The organism is Erwinia sp. HDF1-3R, assembly GCF_039621855.1.
In the GTDB taxonomy this organism is placed as follows: domain Bacteria; phylum Pseudomonadota; class Gammaproteobacteria; order Enterobacterales; family Enterobacteriaceae; genus Erwinia.
Map to the genome: position 1 here is coordinate 790,499 of NZ_CP155071.1, position 15,660 is coordinate 806,158.

At 51.0% G+C, this 15,660-nt stretch carries 11 protein-coding genes and 1 pseudogene; 11 read left to right on the top strand and 1 reads right to left on the bottom strand.

Annotated features, from left to right (window positions below; genetic code table 11):
• Positions 1 to 43: 43 nt before the first annotated feature.
• From tssI (AAGR22_RS03590) to AAGR22_RS03605, 4 genes are read left to right on the top strand one after another with little or no spacing between them, the layout of a single operon-like run.
• Entirely contained in the window at positions 44 to 1,966 is a 1,923-nt protein-coding gene (gene tssI, locus AAGR22_RS03590; RefSeq protein ID WP_345830327.1) for a type VI secretion system tip protein TssI/VgrG, read from the top strand.
• A gap of 17 nt (positions 1,967 to 1,983) precedes the next feature.
• Positions 1,984 to 2,790 carry a DcrB-related protein gene (locus AAGR22_RS03595; protein WP_345830329.1) on the top strand — a complete coding sequence of 269 codons (807 nt, stop codon included), beginning with the start codon at positions 1,984 to 1,986 and terminating at the stop codon, positions 2,788 to 2,790.
• Between the two features lie 3 nt (positions 2,791 to 2,793).
• Positions 2,794 to 4,062, top strand: a complete 1,269-nt coding sequence (locus AAGR22_RS03600) for a PAAR domain-containing protein (RefSeq protein WP_345830331.1) — start codon at positions 2,794 to 2,796, stop codon at positions 4,060 to 4,062.
• Positions 4,055 to 4,375, top strand: coding sequence for a hypothetical protein (locus AAGR22_RS03605; RefSeq protein ID WP_345830333.1), 321 nt, complete (start codon positions 4,055 to 4,057; stop codon positions 4,373 to 4,375). Before AAGR22_RS03600 ends, AAGR22_RS03605 begins: the two co-directional genes overlap by 8 nt.
• Positions 4,376 to 4,682: 307 nt before the next feature.
• On the opposite strand, the pseudogene AAGR22_RS03610 reads toward AAGR22_RS03605, so the two are convergent.
• A pseudogene (locus AAGR22_RS03610) lies at positions 4,683 to 4,946 on the bottom strand (transposase); the annotation flags it as partial.
• 94 nt (positions 4,947 to 5,040) lie between these two features.
• Here AAGR22_RS03610 and AAGR22_RS03615 point away from each other — a divergent pair.
• The 7 genes from AAGR22_RS03615 (at position 5,041) to AAGR22_RS03645 (ending at position 15,659) form a co-directional block, all read left to right on the top strand.
• Entirely contained in the window at positions 5,041 to 5,292 is a 252-nt protein-coding gene (locus AAGR22_RS03615; protein WP_345830335.1) for an immunity protein Tsi6 family protein, read from the top strand.
• 733 nt (positions 5,293 to 6,025) lie between these two features.
• Positions 6,026 to 8,575, top strand: a complete 2,550-nt coding sequence (gene tssI, locus AAGR22_RS03620) for a type VI secretion system tip protein TssI/VgrG (protein ID WP_345830337.1) — start codon at positions 6,026 to 6,028, stop codon at positions 8,573 to 8,575.
• Entirely contained in the window at positions 8,550 to 9,068 is a 519-nt protein-coding gene (locus AAGR22_RS03625; RefSeq protein WP_156485058.1) for a hypothetical protein, read from the top strand. The genes tssI (AAGR22_RS03620) and AAGR22_RS03625 overlap by 26 nt, the downstream gene beginning before the upstream one ends.
• Before the next feature lie 315 nt (positions 9,069 to 9,383).
• The gene (locus AAGR22_RS03630) at positions 9,384 to 9,629 is read left to right on the top strand and encodes a hypothetical protein (protein ID WP_067710487.1); all 246 of its coding nucleotides are present in this window, start codon (positions 9,384 to 9,386) and stop codon (positions 9,627 to 9,629) included.
• Positions 9,630 to 9,723: 94 nt separating this feature from the next.
• Entirely contained in the window at positions 9,724 to 10,020 is a 297-nt protein-coding gene (locus AAGR22_RS03635; protein ID WP_345830342.1) for a lysozyme inhibitor LprI family protein, read from the top strand.
• A gap of 818 nt (positions 10,021 to 10,838) precedes the next feature.
• A complete protein-coding gene (locus AAGR22_RS03640; protein WP_067710485.1) occupies positions 10,839 to 11,282 on the top strand; it encodes a DcrB-related protein in 444 nt (147 codons plus the stop codon).
• Between the two features lie 3 nt (positions 11,283 to 11,285).
• Positions 11,286 to 15,659, top strand: coding sequence for an RHS repeat-associated core domain-containing protein (locus tag AAGR22_RS03645; protein ID WP_345830345.1), 4,374 nt, complete (start codon positions 11,286 to 11,288; stop codon positions 15,657 to 15,659).
• Position 15,660: the final 1 nt, after the last annotated feature.

Consider the following 15,660-nt stretch of genomic DNA (forward strand, 5'->3'; position numbering starts at 1 on the left):
TACCGCGCCCGACCGGTGGGCGCGGCCAGTCAGGGAAATCACTATGTTTGATCGTATCACCGTCCAGCTGCCCGTCGCGGGCCTGCTGTTCTGGAAACTGAGCGGCAGAGAGGCTCTCTCGCACGCCTTTGAGATAACCGTGGAGCTGCTGAGCACCGATGCGCGCATTGAGCGCAAGGCGCTGCTCGGCCAGCCGCTTACCGTCTCCATCCCTACCCGGGGGCTGACGGGCGGCACCCGCTATCTGAATGGCAAAATCACCCGCATGGCGGTCAGCAGCACCGAGCTGAGCGGCACCCGCTACGCGGTCTACCGCCTGACCATGGAGCCGGACCTGTGGCCGATGAAGCGCGACCGCAACCTGCGTATCTTCCAGAACCAGACCGCGCCGGAGAGCATCAAAACGCTGCTGCGCGAGTACGGTGTGAACGTCGAGGACAGGCTGACCGGCAGCTACCGGGTGTGGGAGTACAGCGTACAGTATCAGGAGAGCAGCTTTAATTTTATCAGCCGCCTGATGGAGCTGGAGGGCATTTACTACTTCTTCCGCCACGAAGCGGACAAACATACCCTGGTGCTGATGGACAGCGCGCAGCAGCACCAGCCATTTGCGGGCTACGAGGCCATTCCCTATCACGTCACGCCCTCCGGGGGCAGCACCAGTGAGGAGGGGATCAGCCAGTGGAGCCTGGAGGATAAGGTGACGCCGGGGCTGTACAGCATCGACGACTACGACTTCCGCAAGCCAAACGCATGGATGTTCCAGGCGCGGCAGAACCCGGCCTCGCCGTCGCCGGGGCAGATAGACGTCTACGACTGGCCGGGACACTTTGTGGACCACGACCACGGCGAGTTCTACGCCCGCATCCGTCAGGAGGGGTGGCAGGTGGAGCACCAGCAGATCGCCGCCCGCGGCACCGCGCTGGGGCTGGCGCCGGGTAACACCTTCACCCTGCTGAACGCGCCCTTCTTCAGCGACAACGGCGAATACCTGACTACCGAAGCGATCTACACCTTTGAAGAGAACCGCTACGCCAGCGGCGACGACAGCAGCACCACCCACAGCATTGCGGTGCAGGTGATCCCGTCGGACATCACCTTCCGCGCCGAACCGCGCACGCCGTGGCCACGCACCCACGGCCCGCAGACCGCGAAGGTGGTGGGGCCGCAGGGCGAGTCGATCTGGACCGATAAATATGGCCGCATCAAGGTGAAATTCCACTGGGACCGGCTGGCGAAAGGGGACGACACCAGCTCCTGCTGGGTGCGCGTCTCCAGCGCCTGGGCGGGACAGGGCTTCGGCGGGGTGCAGATCCCGCGGGTGGGCGACGAGGTGGTGATCGACTTTATCAACGGAGATCCGGACAGGCCGATCGTCACCGGCCGGGTGTACAACGAAGCGAGCATGCCGCCGTGGGCGCTGCCGGCCGCCGCGACGCAGATGGGTTTTTTGAGCCGGAGTAAGGATGGCTCGCCGGACAACGCCAACGCCCTGCGCTTCGAGGATAAAGCGGGGGAGGAGCAGGTGTGGATCCAGGCGCAGAAGAATATGGATACCCACGTGAAGAACGATGCTTCTCATAGCGTGGGGCAGAATCACTCTCACTATGTTGGAGCCAGTGAACAGTATCGTGTCGTCGAGGATCAAGATGTTGGGGTAAAAGGAAGCGCCACCCTGCTCACCGGTAATACACGAACAGATAATGCTTTGGGTGCCTATGTACTGGGGTCAGGGACATCAATCAGGCTGGAATGTGGCAAGAGCGTTATTGAATTAAAAGAGGATGGCAATATTAATATCACAGGTATCAATTTCAATGTAACTGTAGATAAAACGGGTGAGATTAATACCGGTGAAGAGTTATATCTGAACCCTTCAAATGGCAAGGCAGCTACAATGGCTCCAGGTGAAGGACATAAGGAAAAGATTCAAACACAGTTAAATAACTATTTTGCGAAAAAATAACCTGTCAGGGAGGATATATGGCTAAATATCAACTTCAGGAAGCCTCTGTTGAGTTACCTGATGTATTCAAAGATCGCACAATGAATCTGTTTACGCTGAGTGAGAATAATGCCAGCGAATTTACTTTCGTCGTTTCAAGAGCAACTGCAAAAAGTGATGACACTTTACAGAGCATTTCATCACGATTAGTCAAAGAAATGACAGTCACTCTGCAGGGGTTTGTCCTGGCGTCATCACAACCAGTTTTGATCGATGGACAGCCTGCAACAGAACTTTTTTACCATTTTAAAAATGGTCATGCAGCTATCTGGCAGAAGCAATCTGTCGTCTTGCTTAATGAGGAAAGACAGGGAAGGAAGATGGTCTGTTTTATTGGAACCTGTCCGGATAGTTTCGATGAATATTATCAAAAACAATATGACACGATCATCAACAGCATCCGTTTCCGCCAGGAGGGAAAAGATGATTTTATCTCTCAACCTCTGTCAGCGACCAGTGAAAAAGTCTATTTTGCACTGGATAATGACAGCAAAGAACTGTTTGTTTTTGAAACGCTAAATGGTCTTTACCAGCATATTGATTTACAGCGGGCTTTAAATGGAGCGTATCTGTTTTACGATGCAGCCGGCCATCCTCTGCACATCGCTCCTTTGCCTAAAGCGCGGGAGCAGGAAACAACACGCTATGCATTATGGACAACCTCACCCAAAAGAGCTCAACAGATGTCTTCAGTCATGTTGGTATGCAGGTCGATAAAGGGTTCCTCAATGCTTAATACGGCCGAAGCCATCGCTGCCTTTATCCAGGCAAACGGGGATGTTTGATCCATGAGCGAGTTTAATGCGGCCCGCGAACTTGATGACATAGCCCACAGTGCCTCAAAAACCTGGATGATTGCCGGATTGATTGGAGGGGCCATTTTAGGGGCGGCTGCCGTCGTAGTAACCGGTGGCGCGGCATTAGTCGTGGTAACCGCGGCAGCGGCCGCTGGAGCAACCGCTGCTGGCGGTGTTGGTGAAGTGCTTGGCAGCATGTCCTGGGCTCCAAGGCATTTGACAGGAAAACTGTCTGATGGCTCCCCAAATGTGATCATTAACGATCGCGCTGCGATCCGGGCCCATTTATCAACCGGAGAATGTGATGAGCACAGTGGTTCAAAGCAGCGGGTTGCAGAAGGATCGATTAAGGTCTATATCAACGACTTCCCTGCCGCACGCATCGGCGATCGTCTGACCTGTAGCGCCGAGATTTTTTCAGGATCTTTTAATGTTTTTATCGGTGGCAGCAAGCGACAAACGGACGATATAAGCCCGGAAATACCGGGTTGGGTAAACTGGGTGATGCTGGGCATTGGTGCGGCAGCGATAGGTGTTCTGGCTTCCCCGGCTATCGCTATTCTAAGTACTTTCGGCGCACTGGGTGGCGGCTATGCCGGAAGTTATATCGGCGGCAGACTCTTTGGCGAAGGCAGTAATGGTCAGAAGTGGTCAATGCTAGCTGGCGGTTTGATTGGCGGTGCTGCGGGTGGCAAAGGCGGGGCAAAGTTCGATAGCTGGCGCAGTATTGGTCGTTATGAGCACACCAATGGTGTACCGATCAGCAAAGCGAAGTTTGATGAAATTCTGGAAATGGAAAAAGGGACAAGGCCCGATCCCGAAACATATCTACCGAAAGAGTACATAGACAATCATTTGAAAGAGTTTGAAAATGGTTCATCGAGAATCGTACTAAAAGATGCATACGATCAATATGGGCTTGGTAAGCCTGATCCATGGCAAAGTGAATTTGTTGGTTCTAAAGAGGGAACTACAAAAGTAATCATTGAGTCAGCTGGTAATACCTCTAAAATGGCTGAGCAGTTAGGGGTTTCACAAGAGCAATTAGAAAGCGGCCAATTGTTAAGAGTTGATTTTCTGCCAACTGAAAAGTATAACATTAGGATGCCTTCAGGGAACGAGTTTGGTGTGAACGATCAATGGTTGCCTGGTGGTCGTTTACCTACAGGAAAACCCGAGGCTATTATTTCGACGAAAAATATGGTCGAAGGAATTGATTATAAAGTTTACGATATGACAACGGGAGAGCTATATGAATGATGTGATTTTATTATATGGAAAAAAATGGGAGTTCGACTTTTATAAATCAGGCGATGACTTTATTATTACGATCGTTTTTTCAGAGTATAATAATTTTTCTCAGATGGATGTTTTCAGAAGTTTTAGGCTAAGTGACGATGAAATACAAAAACTATGTTTTTGCAGCGATGTCGAGTTACTTGCAGGTGAGTTAAAAAAAGAATATCCAAATAATAAAGATAAGGAAATTATTCCTTATCTACTCCTTCCTGCGCGAAAATCCGTTATGAAGTACTCCCAACCGGATGATAAAATCCTTGAGATTCCTTGCTGATTTAATGGTGGTGGAGTGGTTTATATAGCAAGTAAATTTATGTATAGCTCAGATGTTGTAATAATAACCGCCAACAGTTCCACATAATCCCGGGAAATAAATTAAGCGGGCTATATGGTTAGTTTACTATTAACAGGAGGGGTAGTTCTTTGTTATTAGGATAAAAAATTAATAAAGGGAACCGCATCAAGATCTATAATAAAGTCATATGAGTTCTTAAATTACGGGGATCTGGGGGGGCAAAAATCACAGGAATACAGAGGGGGTTTAAAAAAACTGTAAATAACCCTGTGTAACAGCGGCTGAATTAAAGGTGATCGCTCAGGCGGTCACCTAACTCGATAATAAAACGACTCATTGCCAGTCGCCAGTTCTGGAACGACATACACCTTTTTTTGAAGAATCCCTGATAGCAAGATAAATAACCTTGCGCACTAAACGTCTGTCGGGAACACTTTGCGTTTCTTTATCGCCGACGGATTACGTTTTTCAGTTAATCGATGGCGTTAGTGGTGTAGATTGCCTTGCGGATATTCGGCGGGTTGCCGAAGAACGTATTCAGATTTGGGTAAATAAATGAATGATTATACAGCTCTGGATTATATCAATGACGCCATTTTAATTACGGAAATGAGACTAAAAAATAATAAAGATTTAGTCTTTACATGATGGCGCTTGATCAATTAAATTTTCTTCAGTCTATATTGACTGGGGCCGGGAAGGACAAAAGTAAATTGCATGCGATGAATCTTGGTGTATTGGCTTATAAAGAGTTTGATTCTACCGAGCCAGAATTAGCGATAAAACTTTCAAATGTCAATTATATTTCTTCAAAAATCTCCAGTGGAATGAAAGTTATTCTCCCGCATGAAGAAGATGTTAAGTATATTAAAAGACATAGACGTAACATAAAATGATATGAAAATCTCACATGTGTTTTTCATTTTGGGATATAAATTTCAGTTTTAATGAAAGTTTTTTTCTTTAATTTCAATAGAGTGTAATGCTTTCTATTTTACCAAGGTTTCGTGTTATAACATAAGAATTTAGTTATGTTGAAAAAAGATAAGCCTCGCTATTTCTGGGGATGCTCTGAAAAAGAATAGAGGTGATCAAGGTTTATAGGCAATGTATGATTCTATGGTTCACAAATTTAATTTCTAAATCTAATGATGGCAGGATTTAACACAGTAAAGATCAGTAGATTTTTTCCACCTCTTAGTTATATGCAAAAAATCAAGGCTTCAGTGTTATTTTTCTATTAACTCTTTAGTTCCTTATTTGTAGCGCCTCAGATGAGGACAGAGGTTGAAGTCAGGTTGCCTCATAAAAATCATTATAAAATAAATAAGGCTACCCTCAAGAGTAAATATCCTGATGTTTTTTTGAATGCTGCGTATTATACCGCAGCATCCCTGCTTTCCTCTGACCACTATCAGGAAAGAGATCCGCTGTTCTTATACTAAATAACACTTTTTGCCGCAACAACCTTATAAACGTTACTTGCTGATCGCGGGTTAAAGATCTATAGCGCAAGCCACAGCCTTAAGTTCATATCAGCGTCGATCGTGCAGGCGTATGGCTGCTGGATCCGCAAAGCTAATCACTACCGCGCCCGACCGGTGGGCGCGGCCAGTCAGGGAAATCACTATGTTTGATCGTATCACCGTCCAGCTGCCCGTCGCGGGCCTGCTGTTCTGGAAACTGAGCGGCAGAGAAGCTCTCTCGCACGCCTTTGAGATAACCGTGGAGCTGCTGAGCACCGATGCGCGCATTGAGCGCAAGGCGCTGCTCGGCCAGCCGCTTACCGTCTCCATCCCCACCGGGGGGCTGACGGGCGGCACCCGCTATCTGAATGGCAAAATCACCCGCATGGCGGTCAGCAGCACCGAGCTGAGCGGCACCCGCTACGCGGTCTACCGCCTGACCATGGAGCCGGACCTGTGGCCGATGAAGCGCGACCGCAACCTGCGTATCTTCCAGAACCAGACCGCGCCGGAGAGCATCAAAACGCTGCTGCGTGAGTACGGTGTGAACGTCGAGGACCGGCTGACCGGCAGCTACCGGGTGTGGGAGTACAGCGTTCAGTATCAGGAGAGCAGCTTTAATTTTATCAGCCGCCTGATGGAGCTGGAGGGCATTTACTACTTCTTCCGCCACGAAGCGGACAAACATACCCTGGTGCTGATGGACAGCGCGCAGCAGCACCAGCCGTTTGCGGGCTACGAGGCCATTCCCTATCACGTCACGCCCTCCGGGGGCAGCACCAGTGAGGAGGGGATAAGCCAGTGGAGCCTGGAGGATAAGGTGACGCCGGGGCTGTACAGCATCGACGACTACGACTTCCGCAAGCCAAACGCGTGGATGTTCCAGGCGCGGCAGAACCCGGCCTCGCCGTCGCCGGGGCAGATAGACGTCTACGACTGGCCGGGACACTTTGTGGACCACGACCACGGCGAGTTCTACGCCCGCATCCGTCAGGAGGGATGGCAGGTGGAGCACCAGCAGATCGCCGCCCGCGGCACCGCGCTGGGGCTGGCGCCGGGCAACACCTTCACCCTGCTGAACGCGCCCTTCTTCAGCGACAACGGCGAATACCTGACCACCGAAGCGATCTACACCTTTGAAGAGAACCGCTACGCCAGCGGCGACGACAGCAGCACCACCCACAGCATTGCGGTGCAGGTGATCCCGTCGGACATCACCTTCCGCGCTGAACCGCGCACGCCGTGGCCGCGCACCCACGGCCCGCAGACCGCGAAGGTGGTGGGGCCGCAGGGCGAGTCGATCTGGACCGATAAATATGGCCGCATCAAGGTGAAATTCCACTGGGACCGGCTGGCGAAAGGGGACGACACCAGCTCCTGCTGGGTGCGCGTCTCCAGCGCCTGGGCGGGACAGGGCTTCGGCGGGGTGCAGATCCCGCGGGTGGGCGACGAGGTGGTGATCGACTTTATCAACGGAGATCCGGACAGGCCGATTGTCACCGGCCGGGTGTACAACGAAGCGAGCATGCCGCCGTGGGCGCTGCCTGCGGCTGCAACGCAGATGGGTTTTTTGAGCCGGAGTAAGGATGGCTCGCCGGACAACGCCAACGCCCTGCGCTTCGAGGATAAAGCGGGGGAGGAGCAGGTGTGGATCCAGGCGCAGAAGAATATGGATACCCAGGTGAAAAACGATGCTTCTCATAGCGTGGGGCAGAATCACTCTCACTATGTGGGGCGGGATGAATCGCACCGGGTGGAAGCGAACCGGACGCATAGCGTAAAAGTGAATGAAACCCTTCTGACCGGGAGCAAAAAAGAAGATGCGGTGGTGGAAGAATACGTTCTGGCGTCAGGGACTAAGTTACGCTTAGAATGCGGTGAGAGCGCTATTGAGCTGACGGCGGCGGGGCAGATCAATATGATCGGGAAAGGATTCAATATCTTTGTTAATGGTTCGGGCTATATCAACACCAGCGGCGGCAAGCTGAACCTGAATGACGGCACGGGAGCAGCCACTGAGGCACCCGGCGCTGGACACAAAGGGTATATCAAAAGCGCGGTGGAGGCGCAGTTCCCGGCAAAAAAGGGGAGTGAGGCGGTAGCGCCGTCTCCAAATCCGGCACAAGAGCATCAGGGTGCAACTAAAACGCCTGAAACGATGTTGACCCCTTTTGGCAAAGACGTAGACAATCTGGTCAATAAATCTCCAACTCTCAGCAAAGATCTTGAGACGCTTGATAAACAGAAATGGTCAATAAAAGAAGGTGCTGCCGGTAAGGGAACATTCGCCGATAGAAATAATAAAGTTATCAAGATCGACAGCAATAAAATTTCAAATCCTGAAAATGTTGTGCAGTCATTGTCTCATGAAACAGGTCATGCACTTTATACTCCCCGAACCGATCTCTCTTCGCGAGATGCTTACTTAAATAGTGCATTGAGTGACGAAGGAGCGGCCACATTAAAGAACATCGAAGTACAAAGGGAAATTCTGAAGAATGGAGGTAATGACATTGGCATAGCAGGAAACACTTCTAATCAGGCAAGCTACAATAAAATCTATGATCAGTTATCGGATAAGACCATCAGCAGAGTTACGGCAGAAGAGAAGATTGGAAGAATTTTTGGGAAAGGGGAAGTGACATCCACAACCAAAGAAAGTTATGAGGACTATTATGGAGGGTGGTATGATAAGAATTATCCGTCAAAGTAAGATGGTTTATGCAGCGTTTTTATGTATTTCATTCGTTAATGTGGCCTGGGGAGGGAATATGAAACATGTCAATTTTTGGACATTTGTTGATAACATGAAGGTTAACTTAATTAAAACTCAGGATGAGATGATGCGTTCCTTCAGTAATCCCTTATTACTTGAACATGAGACGGCACATACGCGTTTTTTCATCGGCGGGGGTTTTCCCCTACAAGATGGGATAAAAATTGATAGCGTAGATCTCAGAGTCAGTAAAGATACAGCGCCTACACCTGCTTTTCTCTCTTTTGAGGTCTCGGGAAAATGCATATCCAGAGAAGATGTGCATAAAAAGTATAAGGGATTAGTATTATCAGGCATGCCAACTGGCCGTTCTCTGGAAGAAACGACAAGTTTTTCATCTAATCCTGATGAAAAGGGGTTATTTGTAACTTTTAGCTTTTCTGAAGCGAAGCCTGACTGCCTTAAAAGAGTGATATTTGACTCTAAATAGAATAGTTATTTATAAATAAAATTTCAAAGAACGCCAGCATTGATCGATGCTATCTATTTCCCTCATAGCATCACTGATTGCTCAAAGGTCATCATAAAATGAAACTGGTTTTTCCACTCTGCTCCTGCTGTCCGGCTTAGCCAGTGTCTATGCCAGTGCTGAGGGGGCCATTTTCTGGTAGCTGGGAGGGCCAGAATTTGGCGGCGGATGGCGCCTTATTATCAACGCTGACCCTGAATATCCAACTTTGGCTAAGGTACTAAAAACAACAGAGGTTGATTTATCATCAAGGAGTGCCGCAGTTCAGGATGCAGTATGGTCAACTTCGGTACATCATGGTGGGCGCCAAAGATCCTGGCAGACACTATTAACGATATAAAGTCGACAACAAACGTGGATAGTCTCGACTTTGATCAGAAATTTATTTCTCAACTCTATAAAAACAGAACTGACTATGTAAATATTTTATCTTCCCTGGATGCCAATGGTAAGGCAGATTTGGCGGGAAGATATGTTAGTGAACAAAGCCGTGCATTGGACATGTTATCCGGTGGGAACTGATATGAAATCGATTGTACTTATTACTCTTATATCCATTCTGTCTACTTCTGCATTGGCTAAAGAAGTGGATTATTCTGAGTAATTTGATAAGTGTATGAAAACGGCGGAAGGTGCCACGGTGAGTATGAGGGCATGTTATGCAGATGAGATTGACAGCCAGGACAAAAGACTAAACGCCAATTATAAAGCTTACATTTCACTAATGAGTAGTGACATAAAGAAAAAATTTGTGAATGCCCAGCGATCATGGGTTAAATTTAGGGACGAAAACTGCGAGGCATTTCAATCACAAGAGCCTGGTGGAACACTATCCCTGATTGTTGGCGATAGTTGTTATCTCAAAATGACCGCTGAACGGGCGAATGATTTCCAGAGAAAAGACAGTAAGTAAGAGATGCTGTTGCCTTTTGTTAACACGAAGGATAGAAAACGGAGAGTAGTGAATTTTGGGGAAGAAGAGGTTTTTACCCGGCACATATTAAGCTTTCATTGGCTTATTACAAATAAGACATATGCTCTGGTTCTGATTGTGATGAATCTATTCTAGCCCTTTAATAAATGTGAGTGAAACACGATGGGATAGCGTTACCCATTTTTACTAAAGTAAAGGATTTTTCAACATGCGTCTGCAATTATCGATGTTATATTTTTCCCCAATAGCATAAATGATTACTTGAAGGTAATTATAAAATAAAAATGCTTTTTCCTCCTGAGCGGGCAAATCTCATCTTTACCTTAAAAAAAGCATGGTATGGAAGATTATTAAGGCACCTCAGCAGGAGAATGCTGTCGCCCCTGTCAGCTACGCGCTAAAACTGCATGAAAGCAATTAGGGGAAGTCACGAAAGATAGTCACTCCCAGCTTCATTATCACCATAGTGAATAAATGTGGTAAATTTCTAGCCCCTGTAATCGCCTCTCCTACCTCGCAATAAAGGAAAAAGACAATAGCGTCATGGCGCTGGAAAGGAAAAACACCCAGCATGATAATAAAGTAAGCGGTGCTATTTTTATGCAGGATAATATTACCTCCCCGGTTTCTTTTTACACGCCAGATATACGCGTAAGCCAGGGCAGTAAAGTTCAGGTTTAACAAAAAGGTGCGTGGATAGCAGACCAAAGACTACTTATTAACTGATAACCGTGGGCAATAAAAGCGCAATAAATATTTATTGCGCACCCTCATTATTTTTAAAGCGGACAATACCTATGCAATATCATCTGAATGAAGGATCTTTCTCGCTGCATGCCAGCGACTGGCTGGACAACAGTATGAACGTGCTGCGGGATGAGGCAAATGGCATCTCTGTGATCGTCAGCCGTGGGCCCGTTCCTGACGAAAGCGATTTTGAAAGGGAATTCCATCAGCAGTGGGATCGTATGCGCGCGCAGATGACCAGTCTGGTGCAGTCTGACTTTCGCCGGGTTAGCGTGGGGAGCGAGGGAAACATTCGCGGCGTGGAGGTGACCAGCCACTTTGAACGCAATGGCCAGCAACTTTACCAGCACCAGCTCGCCCTCCAGGCAAAGAACAATAATACGCTGATGGTCTTCACCTACTCTGCGCTGCGGCCTTTTACCGCAGAGGATGATATCCGCTGGAATACGCTGAAAAATACCCTGTCACTTACCCCTCCAGGACAGGATGCCTGAGTTATGAGTAATAAACCTGCTGCCCGGATAGGGGATGATCTCATCCACTCCAGCATCTTTGCGGATATCACCAGCATTGTGGTGGAAGGCGCTGCCTTCGCGGCCATTGGTTTTGCCGTTGGGGCCGCCCTCGTGGCCGCGGCCCCACTGGCTGGCGTGGCGGCTGTGAGCACTGCGGTAGCGGCGGTGGGCTCAAGCTGCGTGCTAACCGGGATTATTGGCGGCGCGCTGGCAAATGTGACGGGGGTCTCCGATAAGATCGCCCAGTTCGCCAGCGGCATGGGGGATTTCCTGTTCCCCCCTTCGGTCAGCGGCAAAATCACCAGCGGTTCCGAAAATGTTCTGACCAATAAAAAACTGGCTGCCCGAGCCGCCGCGAAGCTGCTTCCGCCCGCTTCGGTCGTACCCGAAAGCCAGTCTCCAATGAGCTTTATGGATTATGGCCGGGAACTGTTAGGGAGCGCAGGACAGATCGCTCACTCCCTCTGGCAACCCACGGTCGCCGGGCCCGTTGCCAATGCCGATCCCACTCAGCAGGACACCATCGCCTGTGATAAACACGCTGGCCCACAGTTTCTGGCAGAAGGATCCTCGTCGGTGCTGATTAACGGGCAGCCTGCCATCCGGGCGGGGGATCGTTCAACCTGCGAAGCAACGGTGGCAGACAAAGTCTCGCCAGATGTGATTATCGGTGGGGAAAGCGTCATTGTCCGTGAGATAAAAAGTGGCAAAACGCCCGGGCTGGCGCTGGTTATGATGTTACTTCCCCTGCTGAGAGGGCGGCCCGGAGAAGTCATACGCAGTATGCCCTGTGTCGTTGCCAATGCGATTGGTGGTATGGCGGCTGATATGTTGATCAATGCCGTTTTTTCCTCCTCAAATCCGGTCCATGCTGCGACAGGCGCAAAGGTGCTTAATGACCAGACCGACCTAGATTTCACGCTGCCAGGACGCTTTCCCCTGCACTGGCAGCGTAACTACAACAGTCGCTCGGGACTCGAAGGCCTGTTCGGACGCGGCTGGACAACGATTTTCGATACCCGGCTTGAAGTAAATGGCAGCGACGGCCTGTGGTGGGATGAATTTGGTCGTGAATTACGTTTTTCCTTACCCCCTGAAAATGAGCCGCTCTACAGCCCCACCGATGGGTTGATCTTCCGTCAGGGACCGGGCGGGGAGCTGGCGATAGCGGATGATGACGGAAGCGTCTGGCGACTCTATCGTCCGCTGCGTGCCAACCCACAGCTGTTGCTGCTGGCCTCGCTCAGCGATGAGTACGGCAATATGCTGGAAATGGATTATGACGCAGAGGGCCGTCTGAACCGTATTTATGACGTACCCGGGGCTGTCGACCTTCATGTTCACTACGACGATATCCGTTTTGCTCAGCGGGTCACATCACTGAGCCATTTTGACGGCAGACAAAGCTGGCAGCTGATGACCTACACCTATGCGGACTCAGGCCAGCTGGCCACGGTGACCGATGCCGCCGGGGTTATTACGCGAGAGTTCAGCTATAACGAACAGGGGCTGATGAACGCGCATCGCCTGCCTGGCGGTATGCTCAGTGAATATCGCTGGCAGTACTTTGACGACTGGCGGGTAGTGGCAACGCGAACCAGCACCGGCGACAGCAGCGTCATGACCTATGACCTTGAGGCGGGCCTGACATCGGTGGTTCACGCTGACGGTCGCGAGCACCGGCACTACTGGAACGAACAGGCGCTGGTTACCCGCTACATTGATGAAAGGGGGGAAAGCTGGCGCTTCGACTGGGATAAAAATCAGCAGCTGACCCGCACGGTGGATCCCCTCGGCAATGAGGTGAAGTTTCGCTATGACGAGGCGGGTAACCGGGTCGAAGAACAGGACGCGATCGGTAACGTTCGCACCACGCAGTGGCTGGAGACGCGTGCGCTGCCGACGGGCATTATTGAGGCCGACGGTTCAGGTACGCGTTTTATTTACGATGAACGCTACGGTCTGGCAAAGGTATTTTCTGCAGAAGGACTGAGCGAACAGCTGGAACGGGATGATTACGGCCAGGTTATCCGTCGCACCGATGCGCTCGGCGGTGTGAATCAGTATGCCTACAATGCTGCCGGTCAGGTTATATCGGTAATGGACTGCTCCGGTTTTACCACGCGCTATCTCTGGCACCCGCTAGGCTGGCTGATGACGGAGATCGCCGCAGACGGTGAAGAAACGCATTATCAATATGATGCCGCCGGTCGTCCCTTAGCACTCCAGCGCGCGGAGGGGTGGGAAGAGAAGCTGCGCTGGAGCAAACGGGGTTTACCCATCGCGCATCAGGCGGCAGATGGCCGCGAAAGCCAGTTCCGCTATGATGATGCAGGCAGGCTGATTGCCACACGCAACCCGCAGGGTGATGAAGTGGGTCGTGAATATGATGCCCGCAGTCGCCTGATCGGTCTGATAAATGAAAATGGTGAACGCTACGGTTTTAAGTGGGGAGCAGATTCCCTGCTGCTTGAAGAGCACGGGCTGGATGGCGTGGTTACACGCTATGGCTATGACGCCAGTGGCCGCGTGGCGGAGCGGACCTTCGCGGCGGATACCGCCCACGCATTTAGCCATCTGTTTCGTTACGATCCACGCGGGCTGGTTACCGGCAGACGTTCCCCGGACGGTGAAACACGCTTTAGCTATTCAAAGCCTGGGCAGCTGCTCCAGGCCTCATATCATCCGGCGCTGGATGATGAAAACGTCACCCGTGAACCCGAGCAGGCGCTGGACTTCACCTGGGATAAGCTGGGGCGGCTGGTAAAAGAGACCGGTGAGCAGGGCGTGGTGGAGTATGAGTGGGATGCGCTGGGCAACCGCACCAGCACCACGCTGCCCGACGGGCGCAGGCTGCGCAATCTCTACTACGGCAGCGGGCACCTGCTGAATATCGCGCTGGACAACCTGCCGATCACCAGCTTCCGGCGTGACAGCCTGCACCGTGAGACCCGTCGCGCCCAGGGCACGCTAAACAGCCATATCAGCTATGACCGGCTGGGGCGACTGCGTCAGCGAGACGTCTTTACCGATGGTCAGCAGCGCCCGGCACCGCGGCAGTGGTCGCGTCGCTGGGACTATGACTATTGTAATAACCTCGTGCGCGAAGAGCAGGACGATAACCCCTTTACCTGGCGTCAGTGGCAGTACGATGCTGCAGGCCGGCTGCTGAAACAGGACGGAAGCCTGCCGGACCACGAGCAGTGGCGCTGGGATGCCGCGTCGAATCCGCTGGATGCCGGGGCGAACAGGGTGTCGCATAACCGCGTCACCCACCTTAACGGCGCGACCTACCGCTATGATATCCACGGTCGCACGGTTGAAAAAATCCGCGATGGCGAGCGGTGGCGCTACCGCTATGACGGCGAGCACCGGCTCAGTGAGGTGATACGGGAAGGGCGGCACGGCACCCAGACGTACGTCAGCTTTCGTTACGATCCCCTCGGGCGTCGGATCGGCAAGACCAGCCGGACGGTGAAACAGGGAGAGCCAGCCGGTCAGCCCCGCACCACCGGGTTTGTCTGGGAAGGCCTGCGGCTGCTGCAGGAGATTCAGGACGACATCCCGCTGACCTACGTTTACGCGGATCAGGCCAGTTACGAACCGCTGGCGCGTATTGACGGCGTCAGCGATCCGGAGATTTACTGGTTTCACTGTCACCCCAACGGTACGCCGGAGAAACTGACGGACGAAGAGGGCGAAACGCGCTGGCAGGGTGATAACGGCGCATGGGGAAAACTGCTGCGTGAAGCGCGACTGAAAGCACCGGGCTTTGCGCAGAACCTGCGGATGCAGGGGCAGTATCTGGACAGGGAGACAGGGCTTCACTACAATCTGTTCCGTTATTACGATCCAGACTGTGGACGTTTTACGCAGCCTGACCCGATAGGGCTGGCGGGTGGGCTGAATCTTTATGCTTATGCGCCGAACCCGCTGAACTGGGTGGATCCGTTGGGGTTGAGTCGGTGTTCTTCAGATGCTTATAAGGGCGTTAAAGACGCTTCGGCTTATTTGAAGAAACAAGGTGTTCCCCGGAAATTCAGGAAGCAGATTTTAGAATCTTTTGAAATACATTCCCTTCGGGTTCGTAAAGCGACAGATTCAGAATATGGATTAAGATATTTCGATGGGGTAAATGCAAAGGCAAGAGGACGCTATATATTTGAAACATTCCCTGCGACAAGAGAAAGTCTGGCAGTAAAAACTGAATGGAATCAGATGACTAATTTTTCTCAATTTAAAGTTACGCCAGGTTCGGTCATTCTTGAAGGTAGAGCCTCAGCTCAAGGAGTAGGATTGTCGGGTGGCCAGATACAAAAATACATCTCTGACCTCAATAACTTAATAGATTTATAAA

Excerpts from the sequence above, each read along its gene's own strand:
- AAGR22_RS03595 (WP_345830329.1), top strand. The coding sequence starts at position 1,984 with ATGGCTAAATATCAACTTCAGGAAGCCTCTGTTGAGTTACCTGATGTA.
- AAGR22_RS03600 (WP_345830331.1), top strand. The coding sequence starts at position 2,794 with ATGAGCGAGTTTAATGCGGCCCGCGAACTTGATGACATAGCCCACAGT.
- AAGR22_RS03635 (WP_345830342.1), top strand. The coding sequence starts at position 9,724 with ATGAAAACGGCGGAAGGTGCCACGGTGAGTATGAGGGCATGTTATGCA.
- AAGR22_RS03630 (WP_067710487.1), top strand. The coding sequence starts at position 9,384 with ATGGTCAACTTCGGTACATCATGGTGGGCGCCAAAGATCCTGGCAGAC.
- AAGR22_RS03615 (WP_345830335.1), top strand. The coding sequence starts at position 5,041 with ATGATGGCGCTTGATCAATTAAATTTTCTTCAGTCTATATTGACTGGG.
- AAGR22_RS03625 (WP_156485058.1), top strand. The coding sequence starts at position 8,550 with ATGATAAGAATTATCCGTCAAAGTAAGATGGTTTATGCAGCGTTTTTA.
- AAGR22_RS03645 (WP_345830345.1), top strand. The coding sequence starts at position 11,286 with ATGAGTAATAAACCTGCTGCCCGGATAGGGGATGATCTCATCCACTCC.
- tssI (WP_345830337.1), top strand. The coding sequence starts at position 6,026 with ATGTTTGATCGTATCACCGTCCAGCTGCCCGTCGCGGGCCTGCTGTTC.
- AAGR22_RS03640 (WP_067710485.1), top strand. The coding sequence starts at position 10,839 with ATGCAATATCATCTGAATGAAGGATCTTTCTCGCTGCATGCCAGCGAC.
- tssI (WP_345830327.1), top strand. The coding sequence starts at position 44 with ATGTTTGATCGTATCACCGTCCAGCTGCCCGTCGCGGGCCTGCTGTTC.
- AAGR22_RS03605 (WP_345830333.1), top strand. The coding sequence starts at position 4,055 with ATGAATGATGTGATTTTATTATATGGAAAAAAATGGGAGTTCGACTTT.